The sequence below is a fragment of the Rhizobium sp. PL01 genome (assembly GCF_033447125.1).
Classification (GTDB): domain Bacteria; phylum Pseudomonadota; class Alphaproteobacteria; order Rhizobiales; family Rhizobiaceae; genus Pararhizobium.
Genome location: NZ_JAWQUM010000005.1, coordinates 219,161 through 242,395, shown reverse-complemented (window position 1 = coordinate 242,395; position 23,235 = coordinate 219,161). Strand labels below are relative to the sequence as shown.

The 23,235-nt window shown below is 61.1% G+C and carries 26 protein-coding genes; 9 read left to right on the top strand and 17 right to left on the bottom strand.

Annotated features, from left to right (window positions below; translation table 11 throughout):
• Nucleotides 1–20 precede the first annotated feature (20 nt).
• Nucleotides 21–326, top strand: coding sequence for a chorismate mutase family protein (locus R6X40_RS14390; protein WP_318414478.1), 306 nt, complete (start codon nt 21–23; stop codon nt 324–326).
• Nucleotides 327–426: 100 nt separating this feature from the next.
• Here R6X40_RS14390 and R6X40_RS14385 read toward each other — a convergent pair whose 3' ends face one another.
• The 7 genes from R6X40_RS14385 to mscL all read right to left on the bottom strand — a co-directional run bounded on the left by R6X40_RS14385 (nt 427) and on the right by mscL (nt 7,187).
• Nucleotides 427–1,656 carry a class I SAM-dependent methyltransferase gene (locus R6X40_RS14385; protein WP_318414477.1) on the bottom strand — a complete coding sequence of 410 codons (1,230 nt, stop codon included), beginning with the start codon at nt 1,654–1,656 and terminating at the stop codon, nt 427–429.
• Nucleotides 1,653–2,216 carry a dTDP-4-dehydrorhamnose 3,5-epimerase family protein gene (locus R6X40_RS14380; RefSeq protein WP_318414476.1) on the bottom strand — a complete coding sequence of 188 codons (564 nt, stop codon included), beginning with the start codon at nt 2,214–2,216 and terminating at the stop codon, nt 1,653–1,655. Before R6X40_RS14380 ends, R6X40_RS14385 begins: the two co-directional genes overlap by 4 nt.
• Nucleotides 2,213–3,301: a CDP-glucose 4,6-dehydratase gene (rfbG, locus tag R6X40_RS14375; protein ID WP_318414475.1), complete on the bottom strand. Its 1,089-nt coding sequence runs from the start codon at nt 3,299–3,301 to the stop codon at nt 2,213–2,215. Before rfbG ends, R6X40_RS14380 begins: the two co-directional genes overlap by 4 nt.
• Entirely contained in the window at nt 3,301–4,071 is a 771-nt protein-coding gene (gene rfbF, locus R6X40_RS14370; protein WP_318414474.1) for a glucose-1-phosphate cytidylyltransferase, read from the bottom strand. Before rfbF ends, rfbG begins: the two co-directional genes overlap by 1 nt.
• A 308-nt stretch (nt 4,072–4,379) precedes the next feature.
• A complete protein-coding gene (gene galE / locus R6X40_RS14365) occupies nt 4,380–5,372 on the bottom strand; it encodes a UDP-glucose 4-epimerase GalE (protein ID WP_318414473.1) in 993 nt (330 codons plus the stop codon).
• A gap of 95 nt (nt 5,373–5,467) precedes the next feature.
• Complete coding sequence (locus R6X40_RS14360; protein ID WP_318414472.1) at nt 5,468–6,634, bottom strand: pyridoxal phosphate-dependent aminotransferase; 1,167 nt, start codon at nt 6,632–6,634, stop codon at nt 5,468–5,470.
• 124 nt (nt 6,635–6,758) lie between these two features.
• Nucleotides 6,759–7,187: a large conductance mechanosensitive channel protein MscL gene (gene mscL, locus R6X40_RS14355; protein ID WP_318414471.1), complete on the bottom strand. Its 429-nt coding sequence runs from the start codon at nt 7,185–7,187 to the stop codon at nt 6,759–6,761.
• 240 nt (nt 7,188–7,427) lie between these two features.
• Here mscL and R6X40_RS14350 point away from each other — a divergent pair, with 240 nt between their 5' ends.
• Nucleotides 7,428–10,928, top strand: coding sequence for a PAS-domain containing protein (locus tag R6X40_RS14350; protein WP_318414470.1), 3,501 nt, complete (start codon nt 7,428–7,430; stop codon nt 10,926–10,928).
• A gap of 213 nt (nt 10,929–11,141) precedes the next feature.
• Here the strand turns inward: R6X40_RS14350 and R6X40_RS14345 are convergent, their stop codons facing one another.
• Complete coding sequence (locus R6X40_RS14345; RefSeq protein ID WP_318414469.1) at nt 11,142–11,789, bottom strand: response regulator transcription factor; 648 nt, start codon at nt 11,787–11,789, stop codon at nt 11,142–11,144.
• A gap of 98 nt (nt 11,790–11,887) precedes the next feature.
• A complete protein-coding gene (locus R6X40_RS14340) occupies nt 11,888–12,325 on the bottom strand; it encodes a hypothetical protein (RefSeq protein WP_412178382.1) in 438 nt (145 codons plus the stop codon).
• A gap of 133 nt (nt 12,326–12,458) precedes the next feature.
• Here R6X40_RS14340 and R6X40_RS14335 point away from each other — a divergent pair, with 133 nt between their 5' ends.
• Both R6X40_RS14335 and R6X40_RS14330 read left to right on the top strand, forming a co-directional pair.
• Nucleotides 12,459–12,806: a DUF952 domain-containing protein gene (locus R6X40_RS14335; protein ID WP_318414468.1), complete on the top strand. Its 348-nt coding sequence runs from the start codon at nt 12,459–12,461 to the stop codon at nt 12,804–12,806.
• A complete protein-coding gene (locus tag R6X40_RS14330) occupies nt 12,803–13,891 on the top strand; it encodes a quinone-dependent dihydroorotate dehydrogenase (RefSeq protein ID WP_318414467.1) in 1,089 nt (362 codons plus the stop codon). Before R6X40_RS14335 ends, R6X40_RS14330 begins: the two co-directional genes overlap by 4 nt.
• Here the strand turns inward: R6X40_RS14330 and R6X40_RS14325 are convergent.
• From R6X40_RS14325 to R6X40_RS14315, 3 genes are read right to left on the bottom strand one after another with little or no spacing between them, the layout of a single operon-like run.
• A complete protein-coding gene (locus R6X40_RS14325; RefSeq protein ID WP_318414466.1) occupies nt 13,867–15,225 on the bottom strand; it encodes an MATE family efflux transporter in 1,359 nt (452 codons plus the stop codon). The two genes, R6X40_RS14330 and R6X40_RS14325, sit on opposite strands and share 25 nt — an antisense overlap.
• A 41-nt stretch (nt 15,226–15,266) precedes the next feature.
• Nucleotides 15,267–15,770, bottom strand: a complete 504-nt coding sequence (locus R6X40_RS14320; protein ID WP_318414465.1) for a CAP domain-containing protein — start codon at nt 15,768–15,770, stop codon at nt 15,267–15,269.
• A gap of 1 nt (nt 15,771) precedes the next feature.
• Nucleotides 15,772–16,038: a DUF6460 domain-containing protein gene (locus R6X40_RS14315; protein WP_318414464.1), complete on the bottom strand. Its 267-nt coding sequence runs from the start codon at nt 16,036–16,038 to the stop codon at nt 15,772–15,774.
• Between the two features lie 174 nt (nt 16,039–16,212).
• Between R6X40_RS14315 and R6X40_RS14310 the strand changes: the two genes are divergently transcribed.
• Together R6X40_RS14310 and R6X40_RS14305 are read left to right on the top strand one after the other, a co-directional pair.
• Nucleotides 16,213–17,151: a methyltransferase domain-containing protein gene (locus R6X40_RS14310; protein WP_318414463.1), complete on the top strand. Its 939-nt coding sequence runs from the start codon at nt 16,213–16,215 to the stop codon at nt 17,149–17,151.
• 207 nt (nt 17,152–17,358) lie between these two features.
• Nucleotides 17,359–17,991 carry a YitT family protein gene (locus R6X40_RS14305; RefSeq protein ID WP_318414462.1) on the top strand — a complete coding sequence of 211 codons (633 nt, stop codon included), beginning with the start codon at nt 17,359–17,361 and terminating at the stop codon, nt 17,989–17,991.
• Nucleotides 17,992–18,203: 212 nt separating this feature from the next.
• Here R6X40_RS14305 and R6X40_RS14300 read toward each other — a convergent pair whose 3' ends face one another.
• Together R6X40_RS14300 and R6X40_RS14295 are read right to left on the bottom strand one after the other, a co-directional pair.
• A complete protein-coding gene (locus tag R6X40_RS14300; RefSeq protein WP_318414461.1) occupies nt 18,204–18,665 on the bottom strand; it encodes a carboxymuconolactone decarboxylase family protein in 462 nt (153 codons plus the stop codon).
• 22 nt (nt 18,666–18,687) lie between these two features.
• On the bottom strand, nt 18,688–19,188 hold the full coding sequence (locus R6X40_RS14295) for an Rrf2 family transcriptional regulator (protein WP_318414460.1): 501 nt from the start codon (nt 19,186–19,188) through the stop codon (nt 18,688–18,690).
• 143 nt (nt 19,189–19,331) lie between these two features.
• On the opposite strand from R6X40_RS14295, the gene R6X40_RS14290 reads away from it, so the two are divergent.
• A complete protein-coding gene (locus R6X40_RS14290; protein WP_318414649.1) occupies nt 19,332–19,973 on the top strand; it encodes a YitT family protein in 642 nt (213 codons plus the stop codon).
• A gap of 15 nt (nt 19,974–19,988) precedes the next feature.
• On the opposite strand, the gene R6X40_RS14285 is transcribed toward R6X40_RS14290, so the two are convergent.
• A complete protein-coding gene (locus tag R6X40_RS14285) occupies nt 19,989–20,585 on the bottom strand; it encodes a TetR/AcrR family transcriptional regulator (RefSeq protein WP_318414459.1) in 597 nt (198 codons plus the stop codon).
• Between the two features lie 52 nt (nt 20,586–20,637).
• On the opposite strand from R6X40_RS14285, the gene R6X40_RS14280 reads away from it, so the two are divergent.
• Nucleotides 20,638–21,087 carry a VOC family protein gene (locus R6X40_RS14280; protein WP_318414458.1) on the top strand — a complete coding sequence of 150 codons (450 nt, stop codon included), beginning with the start codon at nt 20,638–20,640 and terminating at the stop codon, nt 21,085–21,087.
• Between the two features lie 78 nt (nt 21,088–21,165).
• Here the strand turns inward: R6X40_RS14280 and R6X40_RS14275 are convergent, their stop codons facing one another.
• Nucleotides 21,166–21,600 (bottom strand): SRPBCC family protein, encoded by a 435-nt coding sequence (locus R6X40_RS14275; RefSeq protein WP_318414457.1) that lies wholly within the window; start codon nt 21,598–21,600, stop codon nt 21,166–21,168.
• A gap of 122 nt (nt 21,601–21,722) precedes the next feature.
• Here R6X40_RS14275 and R6X40_RS14270 point away from each other — a divergent pair, with 122 nt between their 5' ends.
• Nucleotides 21,723–22,805, top strand: coding sequence for an adenylate/guanylate cyclase domain-containing protein (locus tag R6X40_RS14270; protein ID WP_318414456.1), 1,083 nt, complete (start codon nt 21,723–21,725; stop codon nt 22,803–22,805).
• A gap of 18 nt (nt 22,806–22,823) precedes the next feature.
• Here the strand turns inward: R6X40_RS14270 and R6X40_RS14265 are convergent, their stop codons facing one another.
• Nucleotides 22,824–23,027, bottom strand: coding sequence for a hypothetical protein (locus R6X40_RS14265; protein ID WP_318414455.1), 204 nt, complete (start codon nt 23,025–23,027; stop codon nt 22,824–22,826).
• Between the last annotated feature and the right edge of the window lie 208 nt (nt 23,028–23,235).

Here is a 23,235-nt window from a genome sequence, read left to right as displayed (position 1 = left end):
GAAGACACCCGGAGACCCGCATGCACAAACGTCCGGCAGACTGCGCCTCGATGCCAGAGATCCGCGTCGAGATCGACCGGATCGACCGGGCTCTGATGGCACTTTTCCAGGAGCGCTGGGGCTATATCGGCCGGGCTGCGGAAATCAAGAAACCCGCCGGCCTAAAGGCCGATATCCCGGCGCGGGTCGATGAAGTCCGGCTGAATGCCCGCAGGAGTGCCGAGATGGCAGGGCTCGATCCGGATTTCTACGAGGACCTTTGGGCACGCCTGATCCAGCATTCGATCGAGCATGAGTTGAACATCCTCGGTGAAAGCGGACAATAGCCGGAAACCGGCACTCAACCGATCTTGGCGCTTACCGTGCCGGCTTTCTTGGCCGGCGCATCGACTGCGGCTTCCGGCAGAATGGCGATGGCAGCGTCTGCTACGGATGCACCGTCAGCGTCGGCACTGCGGTCACGAACTTGCCACCCCAATCGCTGATATACGAAAGCTGTTGTCTGATTTCGGTCTGGAGATTCCATGGCAATATCACCACTCTGTCGGGTTTTTCGGATTTCAGAAACTCTTCCGTGACAATCGGGATACGGCTGCCAGGAAGCAGGAGGCCCTGCTTGGCCGGGTTCTTGTCGACAACGAACGGCAACAGGTCTGGCTTGACGCCGGAGAAGTTGATCAGCGTGTTGCCCTTGGCCGCAGCGCCATAGGCTGCGACTTTCAGGCCCTGCTGCCGGCTTTCGATCAGGAATGTCAGGAAACCGTCGCGCACAGTCTGCGCCGCCTCCTGGAAGTTTGTGTAAAACGTATCGCCCTGCATGCCGGCGGCGTGCTCTTCGGCCAGCGTGGCTGCCACGGCCGCAGTGACAGGGTGTTTTCCGGTATCGCTGCGCTGCGCGAACACACGCAGGCTGCCGCCATGCCAAGGCGTTGTCTCGACATCGAAGACGGACAGGCCGTTGGCTTCAAAGACGCGGGCGACCGCCGTCAGCGACAGATAGGAATAGTGTTCGTGATAGGCAGTATCGAACTGTGCCTCGCGGACCATGTTGAGCAGATGCGGAAACTCGAAGGTCGCAACGCCGTTCACCTTGAGCAAGCGCGCGAAACCGGCGACGAAATCATTAATGTCGGGAACGTGGGCCAGCACATTGTTGGCGGCCGTCAGATCGGCCGAGCGCCCCTCAGCCGCAAGCTTTTTGCCAAGCTCCGCGCCGAAGAATTCCTCGACGATCTCGATACCCTTCGCCCGCGCAGCAGCAGCCGTACTTGCCGTCGGCTCGATGCCAAGGCAACCGATGCCGCGCTCGCGGGCATATTGCAGAAGATAGCCGTCATTGGCCGCAACCTCGACAATATGGGAGGCTTCGGTCAGGCCGAAGCGGACCTGCATGTCGGCGACATAGCGATTGGCGTGAGCGAGCCAAGAGGTTGAAAACGAGCTGAAATAGGCGTAGCTCGCCGAAAAGAACGTCTCGCGATCGGCAAAATCCTCGGTCTGCACCAGCCGGCATACCTTGCAGCAGCGGATCACCAGCGGATACCAGAGTTCCGGCATATGCCGTTCACCGGCATTGACGTAGGAATTGGAGGGTGGCGCCGTGCCCAGATCGAGGAAAGGCACCATATGCGTCGATCCGCAGTGACGGCATTTCATGCGGCTACTCCAGAATAGTCCGGCGACAAAAACGGATGCGCTGCATCACGCGGCGACAGGTTGGCGACCGGCAGAGGCCAGTCGATACCGAGCGCCGGGTCTTGCGGATTGAGGCCACCTTCAGAAGAGGCGGCATAGGGTTGCGAATGGGCGTAGATCATCCGCACCTCGTCAGTCAGGGCCTGAAAGCCATGCGCGAAACCCATGGGAATCAGCAGCGAACAAGCGTTCTCTTCCGACAGTTCAACGGCGAAATGCTGGAGAAAGGTGGGCGATCCGACGCGAATATCGACGGCGATGTCGAGCACCCGGCCACGGGTACAGGTCACGAGCTTGATCTCGGCATGGGGTGGCAGCTGGAAGTGCATGCCGCGAACCGTACCCTTGTGAAGCGTACCGGTCTCGTTGAGCTGCGCGATGCGCCCCTGCCAGCCAAAGGCCGCAAGATCCTCTTCGCAGAACAGCCGCGACAGAAAGCCCCGATCGTCCGACAGGGTTTTGCGGCTGATGACGGACAGTCCCTGAAGCGGCGTTTCGCTGGCCGTGAACCGCGCGCTCATCCGGCCGCCCGCAAAGGTTCGTCCGTGGTGGCAAGCGCCGCGAAATCACGGATATCGCCAAGGCACAGGTCAAGTGCCGCCTGTCCCTGTCCTTGCGCCCGATACCATTCCATCGTCCGCTTGACTGTTTCCGCCAGGCGCCAACGCGGCTGATAGCCGAGATCGGCGCGTGCCCTGGCACTGTCGAGCACCAGATAACCCGCTTCGTGCGGCCCGTCCGTACCATCGCCGAGAACCGTTGCGCCACCGCCGCCAAAATGCCGCTCAGCCATTTTCAGGACAGCGCCAACGGAGGCCGCCTCGCCGTGATCCGGTCCAAAATTGTAGCTCTCGATCCCATCCGGCATCTGCCACAAACGCTGCGCCAATCCCATATATCCACCGAGAGGCTCAAGCACGTGCTGCCAAGGGCGCACGGCACGCGGTCGGCGCACCTGCAAAGTCTCGCCGCCCTGCCAAGCCCGCACGGCATCCGGGATCAGCCGGTCTTCAGCCCAGTCGCCGCCGCCGATGACATTACCGGCGCGCGCCGTGGCAAGGCCGATCTTGCGGGCGGCAAAGAACGAGGCGCGGTAGCTCGCCGCGACGATCTCCGCTGCTGCCTTGCTGGCACTATAGGGATCGTGGCCGCCGAGTGGATCGCTCTCCATGAAGGCAAGGCCCGTCTCGGCATTGTGGTAGACCTTGTCGGTCGTGACAACGACGATCGAGCGCACATCCTCCGACACCCGCAGGGCGTCGAGCAGATTGGCGGTACCGATGACGTTGACGTCGTAGGTCTCGGCCGGGTTGCGATAGCCCGCCCGCACCAGCGCCTGGGCCGCCAGATGAAACACGATCTGCGGTTTGGTTTTCAGCACATGATGGGTCACCGCATCGCGATCACGGATATCGATGATGCCGGGCCCGCCCATGCCGCCGCCGAGCAACAGATGCAGCGAAGGTTCGGTCTCAGGCGCCAGCGACAGGCCCGAGACGTCGGCGCCCAGTTCGCGCAGCCACAGGGTCAACCAGCTGCCCTTGAAGCCTGTATGTCCTGTGACCAGAACTCGTTTTCCGCGCCAGAATTCATTTGTCATTGTCATCACCAGCTCTTCCACGGCGGGGCGCCGCTCTGCCACAGGCTTTCCAGGTGGTTCTTGTCGCGCAGCGTATCCATCGGCTGCCAGAAGCCTTCATGGAAATACGCCTGCAACTCGCCTTCTCTGGCCAGTCCCATAAGAGGCTCCCCTTCCCAACTTGAATGATCCGCGTCGATCCGGTCGATAACGCGGGGTGAAAGCACGAAGAAGCCGCCGTTGATGAAGCCGCCCTCGCCCTCCGGTTTTTCAATAAAGCCCTGAACCTCGGTGCCATCCAGCTGCAGGGCGCCATAGCGCGCCGGCGGCCGGACGGCCGTCACCGTTGCCTGCTTGCGGTGGTTTTTATGGAAGGCAATGGTCTTAGTGATATCCACATTGCTGACGCCGTCGCCATAGGTGAAGCAGAAGGCTTCCTCGTCCTTGAGGTAGGATGCGACCCGCTTCAGACGGCCGCCGGTCATCGAATTTTCACCGGTATCGACCAGCGTGACCCGCCAGTTTTCAGCGCTCTGGCGATGGAATTCGATCGAGTTCTGCGACAGATCGAACGTGATGTCCGACATGTGCAGACCGTAATTGGCGAAATATTCCTTGATCATGTAGCCTTTGAAGCCACAGCAGATGATGAAGTCGCGCACGCCATGAGCGTAGTAGAGCTTCATGATATGCCAGAGGATCGGCCGGCCGCCGATCTCGATCATCGGCTTAGGCCGCAAATGCGTTTCTTCGGCGATGCGCGACCCGAGGCCGCCGGCAAGAATGACAGCTTTCATCCGCCCCTCCCGTTAGACGCAAAGACGATCGCAGGTGGTACCGGCGATGACTTGGCGAGAGGAGAAGGAATTGCGGGTAGCCTGCGGTCGAGCAGAACTGGAACCGCGCAGCGCGTTTGACTGCAGAGCCTTAGGCCTTGCGGTCATACGGTTTTTAAGGCGCGAAAACTCCATCATGCTTCAGATCCAGTCAGTCTATTCTGACCGTTACCCTAGAGGGTGAAACTGTCGTCAAACTGGAGAGGCAGCAGGAGCAAAGCAAAGCGCCTGCCCGGCGTCAAACCGGACAGGCGCTAATCACTTGAATATTAGAAAGAATTCTTGCGCATCAGATGCAGTTCCCAATCCAGCGCACTCCGGATGATGCCGTCCAGATCGTCATATTGCGGCACCCATCCAAGCTCCTGCCTGGCCAGTGCCGGGTTGGCGACGATCATCGCGGGGTCGCCCGCGCGCCGCTCCGAAAACGTCACGGGGAAATCCTGCCCATGCACCTTGCGCACGGCATCCAGCACTTCGAGCACCGAGAACCCGTGGCCATAGCCGCAATTGGCGGCCAGCGAGCCGCCACCGGCGCGCATGCGCTGCAGCGCTTTCAGATGCGCCTGAACCAGATCCCAGACATGGATATAGTCACGCACGCAGGTTCCATCCCGCGTCGGATAATCCGTGCCGAACACGCTCATCGAGTCGCGTTTTCCCAATGCCGTTGCGCAGGCAACCTTGATCAGATGAGTGGCAACTGCCGATGATTGGCCGCTGCGGCCCTTCGGATCGGCACCGGCGACATTGAAATAGCGCAGCGCCGTGTAGGTGAAGGCATGGGCGGCCGCCGTATCGCGCAGCATGATTTCGGTCATCAGCTTCGACGAACCATAGGGCGATTCCGGCTTGAGATTGACGCTCTCCGTCACCGGCTCCAGCACATCCGGTGTTCCATAGACCGCAGCCGTCGAGGAAAACACGAAATAGGGAATACCGGCCTCGACGGCGCTGGCAATCAGGCTGCGCGATTTGACGGTGTTGTTTTCGTAGTAGCCGAGCGGATCGGCAACCGATTCCGGCACGACAATCGAACCGGCGAAATGGATGATGGAGTCGATGTCATTATCGGCAAAGATCTGCTGCATCAGCGCGGTGTCGGCGATATCGCCTTCATAGAAACGCGCTTCGGGAGCAATCGCCCAGCGGAAGCCGGTCGACAGGCGATCGATAACAACGACCTGTTCACCGGCGTCCAGCAATGCCCAGACCATGTGGCTGCCGATATATCCGCCGCCGCCCGTTACCAATACCGCCATTGCCTGCTCCTGCGCTGTTCAAAGTGACCGGGATAAAACCCGTTCAGCGCGCGTTTCACAAGGCCTTTGTGCAGTGCGGTGCGTCCAAAGCAGGATCAGAGCGCGGCGATATAGCCTGCCAACCGTTCGGCCGCGATGGCAATCTGCTTGGGATCGCGCAGGAAACAGGCGCGCATGAACAGCGACCCGCCCTCGCCAAACGCGGTGCCCGGCGCCAGGCCAACACCGGTTTTATCGACGATATCGAGGGCGGCGCGCCGTGCATCGGTGACGCCATCGATCTTTAGGAAGGCGTAGATCGCACCGTCCGGCTTGAGCGTCTGCACCCGGTTGGTGGCGATCAGCGCATCGCACAGCAGGTCACGCGAGCGGGTCGCCTTGGCGACATTTTCGGCAACGAACGCATCACCATGGTCAAGCGCCGCGACGCCGCCCGCCTGGATGAACTGCGCCACGCCGGATGTCGAATACTGGATGAGATTTTCCAGCACCTGGCCGATCGCCGGCGGCGCCACGATCCAGCCGGCGCGCCAGCCGGTCATCGACCAGTTCTTCGAGAAGGAATTGACGAACAGGATGCGCTCGTCCTCTTCCATCACGTCGAGGAAGGACGGTGCGCGATCACCGTTGTAGGAATAGAGCGCATATATCTCATCGGCCATGATCCACAGGCCGTGTTTGCGGGCAAGCGCGAGGATCGCTCGCAGGTCTTCATGCGTGGCCGTCCAGCCGGTCGGGTTTGACGGCGTATTGACAAACAGCGCCTTCGTCTTTTCGGTGATCGCCGCTTCCAGCTTACCGATATCGAGCTGCCATTTTCCGTCTTCGAAGCTGAGCGGCACCGCCACCGCACGCACACCGGACAGCTCGGCGCTGGCGGCAAAGTTCGGCCAGGCCGGCGTCAGAAACACCATCTCGTCGCCCGGAGATGTCACCGCCTCAATGGCGAGCTTGATCGACTGCATGCCGGAACCGGTCACATAGAAATTGTCCGGCGAAAGGGTTTTTGCGAAATGGCGCTGGTAATAGCGCGACAGCGCTTCGCGCAAAGCTGGGATGCCGCGCTGCCAAGTGTAGAAGGTCTCACCGGCTTTCAGCGAATCCTGGGCTGCCTGCGAGATGAAATCCGGTGTTGGCAGATCGCCCTCGCCAACCCAGAGCGGGATGAGCCCCTCGCGCCCACGCGCATAATTGACCAGTTCAACAATGCCGCTTTCCGGCGCGGAAAGCGATCTGGGGCTGAGGCTGGCAAGTATTGTCATCGGCGGGCTCCTGTTTGCCCGCCGCTTCTAGCTGTTTTTCAGATCACTATCACGCGATATTCAGTGACGGATTTATCGATTCTGGTGATGTATCGACGCCCGTGTAGAGACCGCGAAATATGTCCTATGCTCTCTGCGTCTTGAGGAGATCGCGGATTTCGGTGAGAAGCTGGACGTCCACCGGTGGCGGTGCCGCAGGCTCTTCGTTCTTCTGCTTCTCCATCGAAACGCGCATCTTGTTGACGGCTTTGACCATCAGGAAAATGATCCAGGCGAGAATGAGGAAATTGATCACCACGGTGAGGAAATTGCCGTAAGCAAAAACAGCGCCCTGCTCGCGTGCTGCAGCAAGCGATGTCGCGGTCACTGTGCTGGAGAGCGGCAAGAAAAAGTTGGAGAAATCGAGGCCGCCGGTGATCGCGCCGATGACCGGCATGATGATGTCGCCAACCAGCGAATTGACGATCAGCGTGAAAGCACCACCGATGATGATACCGACCGCGAGGTCCATGACATTACCCCGGGCAATAAATGCCTTGAATTCATTCAGCATTACTCTCTCCTTGTCTGTGACCTCAAACCAGCTGTGTCTGCCTGTTCTACGCAGCCGGGTGCACAGTGGATGCTAGCCGAAATCGAAATCTTGTAAATTGCGCGATCAAAAATAGCGTGGCTTCGCGCTATCACGATTCGACGGAGAAAGAGTCGTCGTTTCTTTGACTTAAGGCTTAGGCCGGACCGATTTTCTTCCCAACCGTCTTGTCCTATGCTCCAAGCGGGAGAAGGAGGAGATATGCTCTCGGGCTCGATCATTTTCGCCGCTGCGTTCGGCTACCTGTTGCTGTTGTTTGCAGTGGCAAGTTATGGCGATCGCAAGGCGTGGAAGACCGCCCCTGCCGGAAAGGGCAGGCCGCTGGTCTATGCCTTGAGCCTGGCGATCTACTGCACGTCCTGGACCTATTTCGGCGGTGTCGGTCTTGCGGCCGAGCGCGGGCTGGAGTTCACCGGCATCTATATCGGCCCGATCCTGATGTTCACCATCGGTCTGCCGGTCATCCGCCGGATTATCGCGCTCGCCAAGGCCGAGAAACTGACCTCGGTTGCCGATTTCATTGCCGCGCGCTACGGCAAGAACCCGATGGTGGCCGCCATCGTCGCACTGATTTCGCTGATCGGCGCCATCCCTTATATCGCCTTGCAGCTCAAGGCCGTATCGAGTTCGGTCTCGGCGATGGTCGATACCAGCGGCTACGGCATCGGTTCCGGCCAGGATTTCATCGACCTGCCGCTGCTGGTGACGCTTTTCCTCGCCTGCTTCGCCATCATTTTCGGCACCCGCCATACCGATGCGACCGAGCATCAGGACGGGCTGATCCTGGCGATTGCGATGGAATCGGTGGTCAAGCTGCTGGCTCTGGTCACCGCCGGGATCTATGTCATCTTCTTCCTGTTCGACGGCCCGAGCGACCTTTGGGCCAAGGCACTTGCCAACCAGCAAGTGATGACAGCGCTCAACTACCAGACGCCGTTGCCGCGCTGGATATTGCTCGTCGTCCTTTCCGCCTTTGCTATCATCATGCTGCCCCGCCAGTTCCATGTCACGGTGGTCGAAAATCGTACCGAGAAGGACCTGCGCACCGCCGGTATCCTTTTCCCGATCTATCTCGTCGCCATCAACCTGTTCGTGCTGCCGGTCGCCATCGCCGGCGTGCTGACCTTTGCCGGCAGCGGCGATGCCGACCTCTATCTGCTGACGCTGCCGCTTGCCGCCGACATGCCGGTGCTGACCATGATCACCTTCATCGGTGGCTTCTCCGCAGCAACCGCCATGGTCATCGTCGCGTCGGTCGCGCTATCAATCATGATTTCCAACGATATCATCATGCCGGTTTTCCTCAGGCGCAACCTGATGGGCCGCGGCGGCTCGCAGGACGTGGCCGGCACCCTGCTCAACGTCCGGCGTACTGCGATCTTCGTCGTCCTGCTGCTCGGCTATGCCTATTACCGCTCCGCCGACATGAGTGCCGGCCTTGCCTCGCTCGGCCTTCTCGCCTTTGCCGCCATTTCGCAGATGGCTCCAGCGCTGTTCGGCGGCCTTGTCTGGCGCCAGGCGAATGCCCGCGGCGCCATCGCCGGCATGACGCTTGGCTTCCTCGTCTGGGCCTATCTGCTGTTCCTGCCGAGCCTTGGCGGACCGGATAATTCGCATGTCGCAGCGACCGTGCTCGGCTTTCTTTTCCCCTTTACCACGCTGTTTTCCGGCCCCGAAGCCGACCCACTGGTCAATGCGTCGGCGCTCAGCCTGCTGGTGAACGTCGTCGCCTATGTCGTCGGCTCGCTGACCCGGGCGCCGAAACCGCTGGAGCGAGTGCAGGCAGGCGTGTTCATCCGCCGCAAATCGCGCACCGAAAAGGCCTTTCGTGGCCGCAAGACCAAGATCACTGTGCTCGATCTGAAAACCACCATCGCCCGCTATCTGGGCCAGGAACGGATGCAGCGCTCTTTCCAGACCTATGAGCGCCAGTCGGGCCGCTGGCTGGAAGATCACCTGCCGGCCGATATGGGTCTGATCCATTTCTCCGAACAGCTGCTCGGCAGCGCCATCGGCTCGTCCTCGGCCCGGCTGGTGTTGTCGCTGGTGCTGCAACGGCTCGACGACACCTCGTCGGACACGGCCTGGCTTCTCGACCAGGCGTCTGAAGCCCTGCAATACAATCAGGACATGCTGCAGACGGCGCTTTCCCAGATGGATCAGGGGATCGCCGTTTTCGACAGTTCCAACAACCTGATCATCTGGAACCGCCGGTTCCGGCAATTGCTAGACCTGCCGGAAAGCGCCGGACAGGTCGGCTTTCCGCTGGCCGAAATCGTCTCGATGCTCACCCAGCGCGGCGATATCCGCAAGGAGGACGGCAAGCGGCTGGTGGCGAATTTCCTGACGCTCGACAAACCGTTCCTGCTCGAACTTTCCGGCGGCGCGCGCATCATCGAAGTGCGCACCAACGCCATGCCCGACAAGGGTATCGTTACCACCTATACCGACATCACCCAGCGCGTCGCCGCCGACATGGCGCTGAAACAGGCGAACGAAACGCTGGAACTTCGCGTTGCCGAACGCACCGGCGAGCTGACCCGCGTCAACAAGGAGGTGGCCGAGGCTCGTGCTGCTGCCGAAGAAGCCAATATCGGCAAGACGCGGTTCTTCGCTGCTGCCGGCCACGACATCCTCCAGCCGCTCAACGCCGCCCGCCTCTATTCCTCGTCGCTTGTCGAGCGGCTCGGGGAATCGGAAAACAGCCTGCTGGTGCAGAATATCGATTCGTCGCTGGAATCGGTCGAGAGCATTCTCGGCGCCGTGCTCGATATCTCCCGCCTCGATACCGGCGCGATGAAGCCGCGCCTGCAATCGGTACCGCTCAACGATCTGCTGCGGCGGATCGAGACCGATTTCGCGCCGGTCGCCCGCGCTGCCAACCTTGAGCTCACCGTGATGCCGACGTCGCTGACGGTGCGCACCGATCCAAACCTGTTGCGCCGGCTGGTGCAGAACCTCGTGTCCAATGCCATCAAATACACGCTGACCGGCAAGGTACTGGTCGGCGTGCGGCGCGAGGGCGGCGATGCGGTGATCCAGGTGCTTGATTCCGGCATCGGCATTCCGGCATCCAAGTTCCGTACCGTCTTCAAGGAGTTTGCCCGTCTCGACGAAGGTGCCAAGACCGCAGCCGGTCTCGGGCTCGGGCTGTCGATCGTCGACCGCATCTCGCGCGTTCTCAACCACAGCGTCGATCTGCAATCGAAACCCGGCAAGGGCACGCGCTTCCGCGTGCGGATGCCGATCGACCGCACGGCTGCCAACAGCGCCAAGGTCATTCCGTCGGAGCCCATTCGCACCGCCGAACCGCTGCACGGGCTGCGCGTGCTGTGCATCGACAACGAACCGTTGATCCTTGAGGGCATGAAACTGCTGCTGGAAGGCTGGGGCTGCAGGGTATCGACCACCCCGTCACTCGACGTCTGGCAGCAAGGCCTGGCTGCCGTTGATCTGCGCCCCGACGCCATCATTGCCGACTACCACCTGGACGATGGCACCGGCATCGACATGATCCGCGCCATCCGGCTTTATTTCGGCTCCGACATTCCGTCGCTGCTGGTCACGGCCGATCGCTCCCCCGAAGTGCGCGCTGCCGCCGAGCGTGACGGGATCACCCTGCAAAACAAACCCGTCCGTCCCGCTTCGATGCGAGCCTGGCTGACGCAGCTGTCGGTATCGATGAAGGCGGCGGCTGAGTGATATCATTTGAGGGTAGACAACTCCCCTCCCGTCATCCTCGCCCTTGTGGCGGGGATCCAGTGCGCCATGTCCATGGCGCAAAGACCAGGCTGGCCATGAATAAACAGCCCTCACCGCGCCGACGCGCGGTGGCTGGACCCCGGTGACGAGCACAGGCATGACGGAGGAAAGTTTCCGTCTATCAAATAATGAAACCGAGCAACCGACGCTGCCTCAGGCAGCCACAGCAGAAATCTTGCCGAGTTGAATGACAGCCTGTGTCCGGCTGTCAACATTGAGCTTGAGCAATATGGCCGAGACATGGGCCTTGATCGTCGCCTCGGAAACGCCAAGTTCGTAAGCGATCTGCTTGTTGAGCAGGCCTTCGGCGAGCATGCCGAGCACGCGCGATTGCTGCGGGGTCAGCGTCTGCAACCGGTGCAGCAGAGCTGCCACTTCCGGTTCATGTTCCATGCCGCGCTGGAAGCCCGGCGGCGTGAAGATATCGCCGGCCATTACCGTATCGATCCCCAGGCGTATTTCGTCGATGCCGGCGGACTTGGACAGGAAGCCGGACGCGCCGAGTTCGAGCGCCCGCTGGATCGTCGCCGGATCGTCATGGGCCGAAACGATCATCACCGGCAGGCTGTGGAATTCGGCCCGAAGCGCAATCAGCCCGGAAAGCCCGCTGACACCCGGCATGGTCAAGTCGAGCAGCATCAGATCGACCGACGCATTGTCGATCGCCGCCTGCCGCGCCGACGTGAAATCGCCTGCCTCGATGATCGCCGGGTTGCCCGGCATGCTTGCCAAAGCCTGGCGCATGGCTCCACGAAACAGCGGATGATCGTCCGCAATGATGATGGTCAATCCTGACGTCATGACGCTCCCTCCCAAGAGCAATGGCCCAAGAGCCCGGCCCGAAGGCCTGCCACAGCGGAAAAATCCTCCAATTCGTCCGCTGTGCCGTCCAGATCCGGTCAGGTCTTTTGAGGCACATCCTCCGTCTTGTCAGACGTCGGCTTTTCCCCGCTTTCCAGATCTTTCACAATTCCCATGAAACTGCGCATCACTCTTTCCATGACGCCCATCGTCTGGTCAATCTCTTCCTTCGTCGGAAGCCTTGGTTTGATGCCCATGGGGCCTTCCGAGGCTGTCTTTTCCAAGGTTTCGACGCGCTTGCTCAGGAGATCCAGTTCCAGCTCGAAAGCCGTGCGCTCGTCAGCGGCCATTCGGCAGACGATGTCGCCGTTCTTTTCCTGGCAGAGCGAAACCTCGCCGGTCTGCGTATCCAGCCGCGCGATGCCGCTATCGGTTTTCTGCATGGCGTAACGCCCGGGGGCTGGCTCCTGCGCCAAGGCAGCAAACGCCACAAATACGCCGCCAAGGGTGACCACCGGCATCAACATCCTGTTCATTGCATTCTCCTTGCTCAACAAATATCCGGTGACCCTTAAAAATCAGGGCCCGATCCCGCTTGCCGGTGGACATTCGCAGAAGATTGCGGCAATCCCGCAAAGGAGATCGTCCAAGCTTTCAGGAAACGGCGGCATGCGCAGCATCATCTATAAAATCGTTCCGGCAACTCTATGGCAGGATGCGCGCGACAGCGGAGAATTCAAGGGCGCGGCGATCGATCTGACCGATGGTTTCATTCATTTTTCGACCGGCGATCAGGCCAAGACGACCGCTGCGCTGTATTTCGCCGGTCAGGAGGGCTTGCTGCTCGTTGCCGTCGACGGCGAAAAGCTCGGTGAAGCGCTGGTATACGAGGCCTCGCGCGGTGGCGCCTTGTTTCCGCACCTTTACGCAACTCTGCCGCTCGATGCCGTCATCTGGGAAAAGCCGCTGCTCCTCGATGCGAATGGCAACCATATCTTCCCGGAGCTTGACCGATGATCGATGTTTTCCAGTCGCTGGCCCGTCGCGGCCTTTTCCTGCTTGACCCGGAGGCCGCCCACGGCCTGTCGATCAAGGGCCTGAAAACCGGCCTCGTCCCCGCCTGCGCCGCCCCCGCCGATCCGCGCCTCACACAGACCGTCGCCGGCCTCTCCTTTGTAAACCCGATCGGCCTTGCTGCCGGTTACGACAAAAATGCCGACGTGCCGGAAGCGCTGCTCCGCCTTGGTTTCGGCTTTACCGAGATCGGCACGGTTACGCCGAAGCCTCAGGCGGGCAACGACAAGCCACGCATCTTCCGGCTAGTCGAAGACGAGGCAGTGATCAATCGCCTCGGCTTCAACAATGAAGGCCATCAGGCAGCGTTGCTACGCCTCAAATCCTGCGCGCGCTCCGCAATGATCGGCGTCAATATTGGTGCCAACAAGGACAGCACCGATCGCATTGCCGATTATGTCACCGGCATCCGCACCTTCTATGGTGTCGCCCGCTATTTCACCGCCAACATTTCCTCGCCGAACACACCGGGCCTGCGCGATCTGCAGGCGCGCGAAAGCCTTTCGGCCCTGCTCTCCGCCGTGCTTGCCGCCCGCGATGACGAAGCCGCAAAGGCCGGCATTCGCGTGCCGGTGTTCCTGAAGATCGCGCCTGATCTGACCGAAGAGGGCATGGACGATATCGCCGCCGTGGCATTGGAGCATCACCTCGACGGCCTGATCATCTCCAACACGACGCTGTCGCGCGACGGCCTCAGGGATCAGCGGCAGGCCAAGGAGAGCGGCGGCCTGTCCGGCAAGCCTTTGTTTGAAAAATCCACCATCGTGCTGGCCAAGATGCGCAAGCGCGTTGGTGCTGACCTGCCGATCATCGGCGTCGGCGGCGTCTCATCGGCCGAGACGGCAGCGGAAAAGATCCGCGCCGGCGCCAATCTCGTCCAGCTTTATTCCTGCATGGTCTACGAGGGCCCCTTGCTGCCAGGCAAGATCGTGCGCGGTCTCTCGGCGCTCTGCGACCGCGAGGCACTGACGTCGATCAGCGATATCCGTGGCAGCCGGATGGATTACTGGGCTGGCAAGAACGCCTGAGCTGAGCGGCGCGGCACCAGCGCCAGCAGGAGCAGGCCGCGAAACAGCAGGAACAGGTTGAGCGCGGCCCAGAGGCCGTGATTGCCGAAGAGCGGTACGAGAAGACAGAGTGCCGCGATATAGCCGGCAAACGCCAGCAGCATCATGTTGCGCATGTCGCGCGACCAGGTGGCGCCGATGAAGACGCCATCCATCAAAAAGGCCAGCACGCCGGTCAGAGCCGTGATCGCAGCCCAGGGCATGTGGGCATAGGCCTCCTGGCGAACGTCAGGCGCGGTGGTCAGGAGATCGACCAGCCTGTCGCCGAAAATCAGCAGGGCGATGGTGGTGAATCCCGCCAGCGTAAACGACCAGATGACCGTCATTTTCAAGACCCGGTCGAAAGCCGGGCGAAACCGGGCACCGATCGCCCGGCCGGTCAGCTGCTCGGCGGCGTTGGCCAACCCATCGAGATAATAGCCGGCGACGAGGAAGATCGTCATCAGCACCGAATTGGCCGCCAGCGTCACCGGGCCGAACGATGTGCCGATCCGCGTCATCAGCATGAAGGCCGCGAGCAGCACGAAGGATCGGATCATGATGTCGCGGTTGAGCCCGAACAGGGGCTTCAGGCGTTCCGGGGAGAAGATCGTTTTCCAGCTGGGCGCAAACCTGCGATCGAAGCGCGAAACGACGATCGCGAACCCGACAAGCGCGCCGACCACCTCGCCGATTGCGGTTGCCAGCGCCACGCCCATGACGCCCCAGCCAAGATGCAGACCCAGAAAGATCGACAGGACGATGTTGATGCCGTTGATCAATGTCTGCAGCAGCAGCCCCGTCGTGCCCTGACCGCGGCCGAGGACGAAGCCAAGGATGGCATAATTGGCAAGCGCCGCCGGCGCGGCAAGTATCCGATATTCGAAGTAAGTCCGCGTCACGCCTGCGACATCCGGACCTGGCGCCAGCAGCCAAAGCCCCGCGGCGAGCAGCAGCGGCGACAACAGGAGCGAGGCGGCTCCGCTGACGAGCGCAATGCTGAGCGAGCGCCAGAAGACCGCCTGCTCCTCCGTTTTGTCGCCACGCCCGAAAGCCTGCGCCACCAGCCCGGTCGTTGCCGAGCGCAGGAAATTGAATGTCGTGAAGATCAGGTCAAACACGATTGCGCCAATGGCAAGCCCGGCCAGCATCGTCGCTTGACCGAGTTGGCCGACAACGGCGGTATCGACGAGACCGAGCAGAGGCGTCGTCAGGAAGCCCAGCGTCATCGGTACGGCGATCGACAGGATCAGCCGGTTGGTGACGAGAAAAGGTCCTGCCCCATGGGCGTTTTCGCCGATGTCCGTTGTTTGCATGCCTCTGTCCTCGAGACCACCCGCAAACCGTCGGAATCAACTCAGCTGGTCGACAGCACCATGGCCCAATAGGGCCGGTTTCCGGAAGCCGGATTCCGCATCACGGCGACGCCGAGCCCGCTATAATTCGGCCCGAGCATGTTTTCGAGGTGCTTGGGCGAGTTAAACCAGGCGGTATAGGCCTTTTCGGCACTGTCCTGTCCGGCAGCGATGTTTTCGGCCGCCGGCAACGAAACGCCGCCGCCCTTCATGCGGGCGAGGAAGCTGTCGCCCATGCCGATCAGATGCGACATCTTGCCAGCCTTGGCCATGCGGGAGGCCTGTGACAGGGCGGCCTGCGCCGCCGCTTGGTCGCGCACCAGAGGCTTCAGGCCCTTTTGTTTCCTCAGGTCATTGATATACCCCAGCGTCGCGTTTGTCTGATCGCTGCCATTGCCGCTCGGGGTTATCTTCGGCGTGCCGCAGCTGGCGAGAGCACCCAGCGAGAGCACAGCCCCTGCCCGCAGAAAGTTGCGCCGGGAGGCCATGAAATTCTGATTGTACATGTTACCGCCGGAAGCTCAGGACGCGCAGGATGATGAAGACCGGAATGACCACCGCAGCACCGAGCAGCAGATAATCGCCGACGCTGCCGAGCGCTGCGAAACCAGAGTGCCAGAGATCGAGGAAGAAATTCCGGACGGTGTAGAGGATACCGTACGGTGTCCAGCCGAACATGGTCATCAGGAACCCGACGATCACGGACACCACCAGGAGCTTGACGATTATCCGGCCGGGCGTATCGCCCAGAAACTTGTTCACTCCATCGGCCATAGCCTGCAATTCTCCTGTTTTTCTTCACATAGGCTGCCATGGCCGCTGCTGCAAGCCGCCAACATTGGCGACTACTCTGCCGTCAAATCGCCGCTTGCCATTTCTACACTTGCACGCGACAAGCGCATGAAGCCCAAACCGCCGGCAGGCGGCGCCTAATCGAGACCCCGGACCATGATGCTCAACCAGCTTTCCTCCGGCGATCTCATCGCCGACCGCCGCGCCGAATATGCGCATATGCTCGCCGATAGCGGCGATCATATGGATGCGGCCGATCTGATGACCCAGGCGCTGGAACTGGTGCCCGATTGGGCCGCCGGCTGGTTCCGTCTCGCCGACTATGAGGAAAAATCCGGCCGCAAAGAGGCGGCGGTCAACGCCTTGCGCAAAGTTCTCGACCTCAATCCGGAGGATATCTTCGGCGCTGGCCTGAAGCTCGCCCTTCTCGGCGGCGCTGAAACGCCCGACCAGCCATCCAGCCTCTATGTGGCGCAGCTGTTCGACGACTATGCCGACCGCTTCGACAAGGCGCTTGTCGAAAAGCTCGATTATACCGTCCCGGAAAAGCTGGCCGCCCTCATCACTGACCATACGGGTGATGCGCGGTTCACAGATGTGATCGATCTCGGTTGCGGCACCGGCTTGTTCGGCGAGCGCATCCGCGACAGAGCGGATCGCCTGGAGGGTTTCGATCTTTCCGCCAATATGCTGGCGAAGGCGCAGGATAAAGGCCTTTACGATCACCTTGCCCAGGCCGACCTTTCTCTGCTGCCGGAAACATCCGGGCTGTTCGCCGGACTGCCGGAGCGCCGGGCCGATCTCCTGAGCGCCGCCGATGTGCTGATGTATCTCGGCAATCTCGACAGCGTCTTCATCATTGCTTCAGCCCTTCTCGGCAGCAAAGGCCTGTTTGCCTTTTCGGTCGAGGATGCCGATGCAGACGGCGATTTCATTCTGCGGCCATCGCTGCGCTACGCCCATTCGGAAACCTACGTTCAGGACCTCTGCAAGCGCTTTGGGCTCGATATTCTCGCCGTCAGCAAAACCGCCATTCGCAATGATGGCGGCAAACCGGTCTTCGGCATTCTGTTCCTTACGCGCGCATCGGCCTGAGCGCAGTTTTCTTGCGAAGTTGTAATAGGTCAGTATTGCTTACATATTTTGCTTGATTGAAACAGGCAGAATCCCGATAATTGCTGCACTGCACACAGACACCGCTGTCGAAGAGACTGCCGGTGCACTTGCACCTTCATTTTTTCTTTTCATCGCCGTTCGGGCTGACCCGGGCGCTGGTATCTGGCCGTCTTCGGAGATCGTGACATGAGCATTATCAATGCCCTTGGCTTCTTGAATACCAGTGCAACGCGCCATACGCCAGTTGAAGACGTGCAGGGCATCTTTTCGGGCAGCCTCGTCGCCGCCCTTGGCCTCTATGTATTGGCCAGTGCCGGTCTTCTGACGGGCAGCACCGCCGGTGTCGCCTTCCTTCTGCACTATGCGCTCGGCATCAATTTCGGCCTGGCGTTCTTTGTGCTCAACCTGCCGTTCTTCTACCTGTCGTGGAAGCGTCTCGGCATGGCCTTCACGGTGAAGACCTTTATCGCCATCGCGATTACCTCGCTGTTGACCAACGTCCAGACACAGGTGTTCCAGATCGCCAGCATCCACCCGGCCTGGGCAGCGCTTCTTGGCGGTCTTCTCCTGGGGTATGGCGTTCTGGCGCTCTATCGCCACCGCGCCAGCCTCGGCGGCGTCGGTATTCTCGGCATCTATATGCAGGAGCGTTTCGGCATTCGCGCCGGTCTGGTGCAGCTTGCCATCGATCTCTGCGTGCTGGCCGTTGCGTTCTTCGTCACCACGCCACCGGTCGTGTTCTATTCGGTGCTCGGCGCTGTCGTGCTCAACCTGTTCTTGACCATCAACCACCGCGCCGACCGTTATATCGCTTTGTAACGACATCGGTCTCTCAGGCGGGGAGACCGATCGAGCGAAGCAAGGTGGCGAGGGGCATGCAGGTTTTTCAACGAACCTGCCGGCCACAGCATGGGCAGCACTGGCTGCCCCTCGCCCAACCTTTTCCATGGTCTGCAGGTGGTGAAAGCGGGACATCCGATCCCGCATTCTGGCGCCGCACCCTCACCGGGCGCGGCGCCATTTTTGTTTGATCAGGCGGCCTTTGCCACCTTGTCGATCGGATGCTGCGAGCGGAAGCTGACAGCCAGCCGGTTCCAGACATTGATGGCGCCGATCGCGACCGTGATGATGGTGATCTCGGTTTCCGAGAAATGCTCCTTCAGCGCATTGAAGACATCGTCCGGCACGCCCGTCTGGGCGATATTGGTCACGGCATCGACCCAGCCGAGCAGCACCCGTTCGCGGGCGTCGTAAACAGGCGATTCACGCCAGACGCACATCATGTTGATCCATTGTTCGCTCAACCCGGAATGACGCGCTTCCTTGACGTGCATGTCGACGCAATAGGCGCAGCCGTTGATTCGAGAGGCGCGCAGCTTGATCAGGTGGATGAAGCGGCGCTCCAGGCCGGAATTCTGCACGTAAGTTTCGAGAGCCAGCGCGGCCTTGAAGGCTTCCGGCGATGCTTTGGTCATATCGAGACGCGGGTGCATGGTCTTCTCCTTTGATGAGGGCTCAGCGAGCCGTTTTGCGTTCGTGGATTTCAAGGAAGGCGCAGCCTCTTGCTGCGATCGATCCGTCGTCGATTTCGGCCAATTGCACGCCGAGATCGGCAACCGTGGTCTTGGCCAGTTCCGCCCTGTAGACACGTTCTGCCCTCAGCATGGTGGCCGAGATATTGCAGGGCTTAGAAAAGAAATGATTGGCGACGGGGTTTGGACCCCGCTGGCGGATTTCGCCGCACCGGAAGGCCGGCGCGGAACCTTCGACGGCAAGCACGATATCGAGCAGCGTGATCTTCCCCGCCGGCCGTGCCAGCCGGTATCCACCCTTCGGGCCGGGTACCGTATCGAGAATGCCGGCGCCCGATAGCGACTGCAGATGCTTGAGCAGATAGCTGGTCGACACACCATGAAACTCGGCGATCGCGGCGGCGGAAAGCACACCGCCTTCAGTGAGGCCGGACAGCATGGCGACGCTGTGAATAGCCTGCTCGACCCCCTCCCCCATCTTCATGGCCTTGCCTCCTTTTTCTATCGTGGACAATTTATATCCACGATTATTCGGGACGTCAAGCGGAGAAATCCGCGACAAAGCTTGCGTTCGCAAAAGCGGCGGATAGAAAGGCAAATTATACGCGACTGGAGACTGCGACGATGATGGCAACACCTGCAAAATCAGCCCTGGCGGCATTGACGAATTCGAGCGCCGAGCGCCATTCCATCGTCGATGATGCGCAGGGCGTGATCTCCGGCAGCATGCTGGCCGTGCTTGGCATCACGCTTCTGTCGAGCGCAGGCCTCTTGACCGGCGGCACGCCGGGTATCGCTTTTCTGGTCCACTACGCAACGGGTTTCAGCTTCGGCGCCTGCTTCTTTGCCGTCAACCTGCCGTTCTACTATCTGGCCTTCCGGCGCATGGGCCTTGCCTTCACCGTGAAGACCTTCATCGCTGTCGCGCTGACATCGGCCATGTCCGAGGTTCTGCCCCGCGCTCTGGGGATCACTCATGTCGATCCGCTGATCGGCGCGCTGTTCGGTGGGCTTGTGGTCGGTGCAGGCCTGCTCGCCCTCTTCCGCCACCGCGCCAGCCTCGGCGGCGTCGGCATTTTGGCGCTTTACCTTCAAGATCGTTTCGGCTGGCGCGCCGGCTTCGTACAACTTGGTTTCGACGGCGCCATCGTCGCCTGCTCGTTCTTCCTCGCCAGCCCATTCATCATCGCCTGCTCGATCGCCGGCGCCGTCGTCATGAACGTCACGCTGGCGATGAACCACCGCAAGGATCGCTACATCGCGATGTAACCGGCTAGGGGGCTGCTACGGCAAGGCAACGGCTTGCAGAGCGGTCGCAACCACCGCATCGCCAAACTCCAGCGACACCGGGCGGTGCCCGACCAGCAGCCGGAAGAACACCGGCCCGTAGATCATGTCGAGCAGCGCCTCCAGATCGATCGGCCGGGTGATCTCGCCGCTTTCCAGAGCCTGCTCCAATATGGCCCGGCCGGCATTCCGGCTCGACAGGATCACCTGATTGCGGAATGCCCTGGTGAATTCGCTTTCCGGGTCCGCGGCGGCCAGCGCCATGGTGATCTGGCGCCCGCGCGTGCTGGCAAATGCCGTCACCAGTCCGCGCATCTGCGCACCGAGTGCTGCCTGCGCCGTCGCACCCTCCACCTCCGTATCCGGCAACGAAGTGACCAAGAGCGCGGCCATCGCCAGCTCCTGCGCATTCGCCCAGCTGCGATAGATCGTCGGTTTGCCGACGCCGGAGCGGGCCGCCACAGCCTCGATCGTCAGGCGGCCAAAACCTTCTGCCATCAGGATATCATGGGCAGCCTCGAGCGCCCGCTTCTGCGCGGCCTCGCTCGGCGGACGTCCCCGTTTTTTCGGTATCATGTTTGTATCTTGACTCATATCATTACGATACGTAACGTTAATATACGATCCAGTCAAGGAGGAGCATCCGATGCCGACAGTTGCCCGCAAAGTCAGTGCCTATTTCGTCGTGAAGAATGCCGCCCAAGCCATCGAGTTCTACAAGAAGGCCTTTGGCGCCGAGGAAATATTCCGAATGACCGACCCTGCCGATGGGCGGATCGGCCATGCCGAACTGCGCTTCGGCGAAACCGTGATGATGCTCGCGGATGAATATCCCGACTTCGGCGCCCTGTCGCCCGACACGATCGGCGGATCGCCGGTAACGTTTCATATCGACACCGGCTCGACGGATGCAGCCGTAGAGCAGGCTCTCGCGGCCGGAGCAATGCTGCTGCGCGCCGCCACCGATCAGAGCTTTGGCGAGCGTGTCGCGCAGGTGCTCGACCCCTTCGGCCATCGCTGGATGCTGTCGCAGACGATCGAGCAGGTCACACCGGAGGAAATGCAGCGGCGCTGGAACGATGGGGCATCGGCATAAAGACTGGCCGAGCTCACTTCAGCCGCGAGACATCCCGAACAGCAGGCGTGACGGCACGCATGGTCGACCGCAGACCCGTTACCCGTGCATGCTATCCGGTCCGGGATCGCCGCCCGCTGCTGCGATGGACATCCGGCGCAGATAGTGGGTCCAGCCCTTTTCGTGGTTCGCACGCTCCTTCTCGTCGGGCAGGCCGCTGTGGGAGAGACGCACCAGCGTGCCGCCGTCCTTCTCGATGAGGTCGATCTCGATCAGGCCGGAACCGGGCGGCACCGTGTCGTGTCCCTCCCAGCCAAAACTGTAGGCCAGGCGGTGCACCGGAATGACTTCGGTAAATTGGCCTCGGGCTGTCTGTTTCTCATTCATGCTGAGCAGATAGATACCGCCGGCATGCGGCTCGACCGTCGCTGAAGTCCCCATCCAGCGCAAAATCTTGTCGGGGTCAGTCAGAAACGCAAAGACCGTAGCCTGCGGCGCTGCGATCTGGATTTCACTGCGAAGTGTTTCCGTCATCGGGATGACCTTCCAGTTCTGGACATGATGGCATTCTAATGGGTTCAATCTAAGCCAAGCCGGGCGGTGTGCAAGAAGCAAAATCTCGTGACAGGAGGCTGGCACCATTGCATGATGTCCCCATGCGATTGCCGTCTGCTCTTTCCTTCCTGATTGATGAGGCAATAGATGCGCCTGATGGTGATGCGTTCCTGACGTCACTTGCCGCACGGCTGGCCGCCGATGGCTTGCCGCTCACTGGCGGCGCGCTCACCCAGGCAGCGCCCCACCCCGTCATCGAGCGGCGCATCTGGCTCTGGCGGGCGGATACCGGACGGGTGATCGAAGCGCTGGGTTTGGCCGGTCCCCTCGACCCCGGCCCTGCCCAACCAACCAATATCGCCCGCAATTGGCTGGGCAACCTTGGCGCCGGTAGCGTTCAGGAGGATTTCGCTGGCGGCCGGTCCGATGGGGCGATGCTGTCCTGGGTGGCAGACCGCCCATTCAGCGAGACAGAGACCGAACTGCTGCGCGAAGTCGCGCGCTTTGCCGCAGCCCCGCTTGCACTTCTCGCCGCCCGCTCGACCCTATCGGCACTGCTGACAACCTATCTCGGCCGGCGCAGTGCGGCACAGGTTCTGGCCGGCCGCATGCGCCGCGATCCCGGCGAAACAATCCGGGCGGTGCTGCTGTTTGCCGATCTGCGCGGCTTCACCGAATTGTCAGAAACGACTGATGGGAAAGACGTGATCGCAGCCCTCGACGCCTGGTTCGACCGTGTCGCCGGTGCCGTCCATGCGTTCGGCGGCGAGGTGTTGAAATTCATCGGCGACGGCGTGCTGGCAATCTTCCCGATCGGCGAACGTGACGCTGCTGCAGCCTGCGACGCAGCTCTACGCGCAGTTGCTGCCGCCCGCGCCGGGATGGACCATCTCCAGACCGTCCGCGCAGCACAAGGCGCTCCGCCTCTATCATTCGGCGTGGCGCTGCACCTGGGCAACATGCTTTGGGGTAATATCGGCACGGCCGACCGGCTGGACTTCACCGCCATCGGTCCCGCCGTCAACCTCGTCAGCCGGCTGGAAGGCCTGTGCCGGCCGCTCGGACACACGGTACTGGTCTCCGGCGCCTTCGCGGCAGAAACAAAACAGCCGCTAATCCCGCTCGGGGAGCACGGCCTGCGCGGCATCGCCGCTCCATGCGCGGTGTTTACGCCGCAATCGTGAGCGGCGGGACCGGCGGCATCACTGCAGGCCGTCATGCCTTTTCAGCTGATCGATCGCATTCAACGCGTCATAGGGCGACCAGCCCGCATCGACGGCTGCTTCCACCAACCTGTTTTCCACTTCCCGCTCAAGCCTCTGATAGAGCGGCTCAAGCGCCTCCTGCACTGTCAGGATGTGCTGATCTGGCGGAATGACGGTTTCACCACGTGCGGACGACGGCATGCCCCTCTCCCTTTTTGACTGGCTCTCTTTTATTTTGGCGTGAAACTCTCAACGCGGGGAGAGCGGAAACGTTCCCTTGCAGGCGCAAGATTTCTCAAACTCAGTCCGATCGTTCGTCCGGCATGGTCAGAGAAGCCCGGCATCGCAAACCCGGCTCTTCAAATCCACCATATTTGATCTACATTTGTTCGCGTGAACCAGATCGATT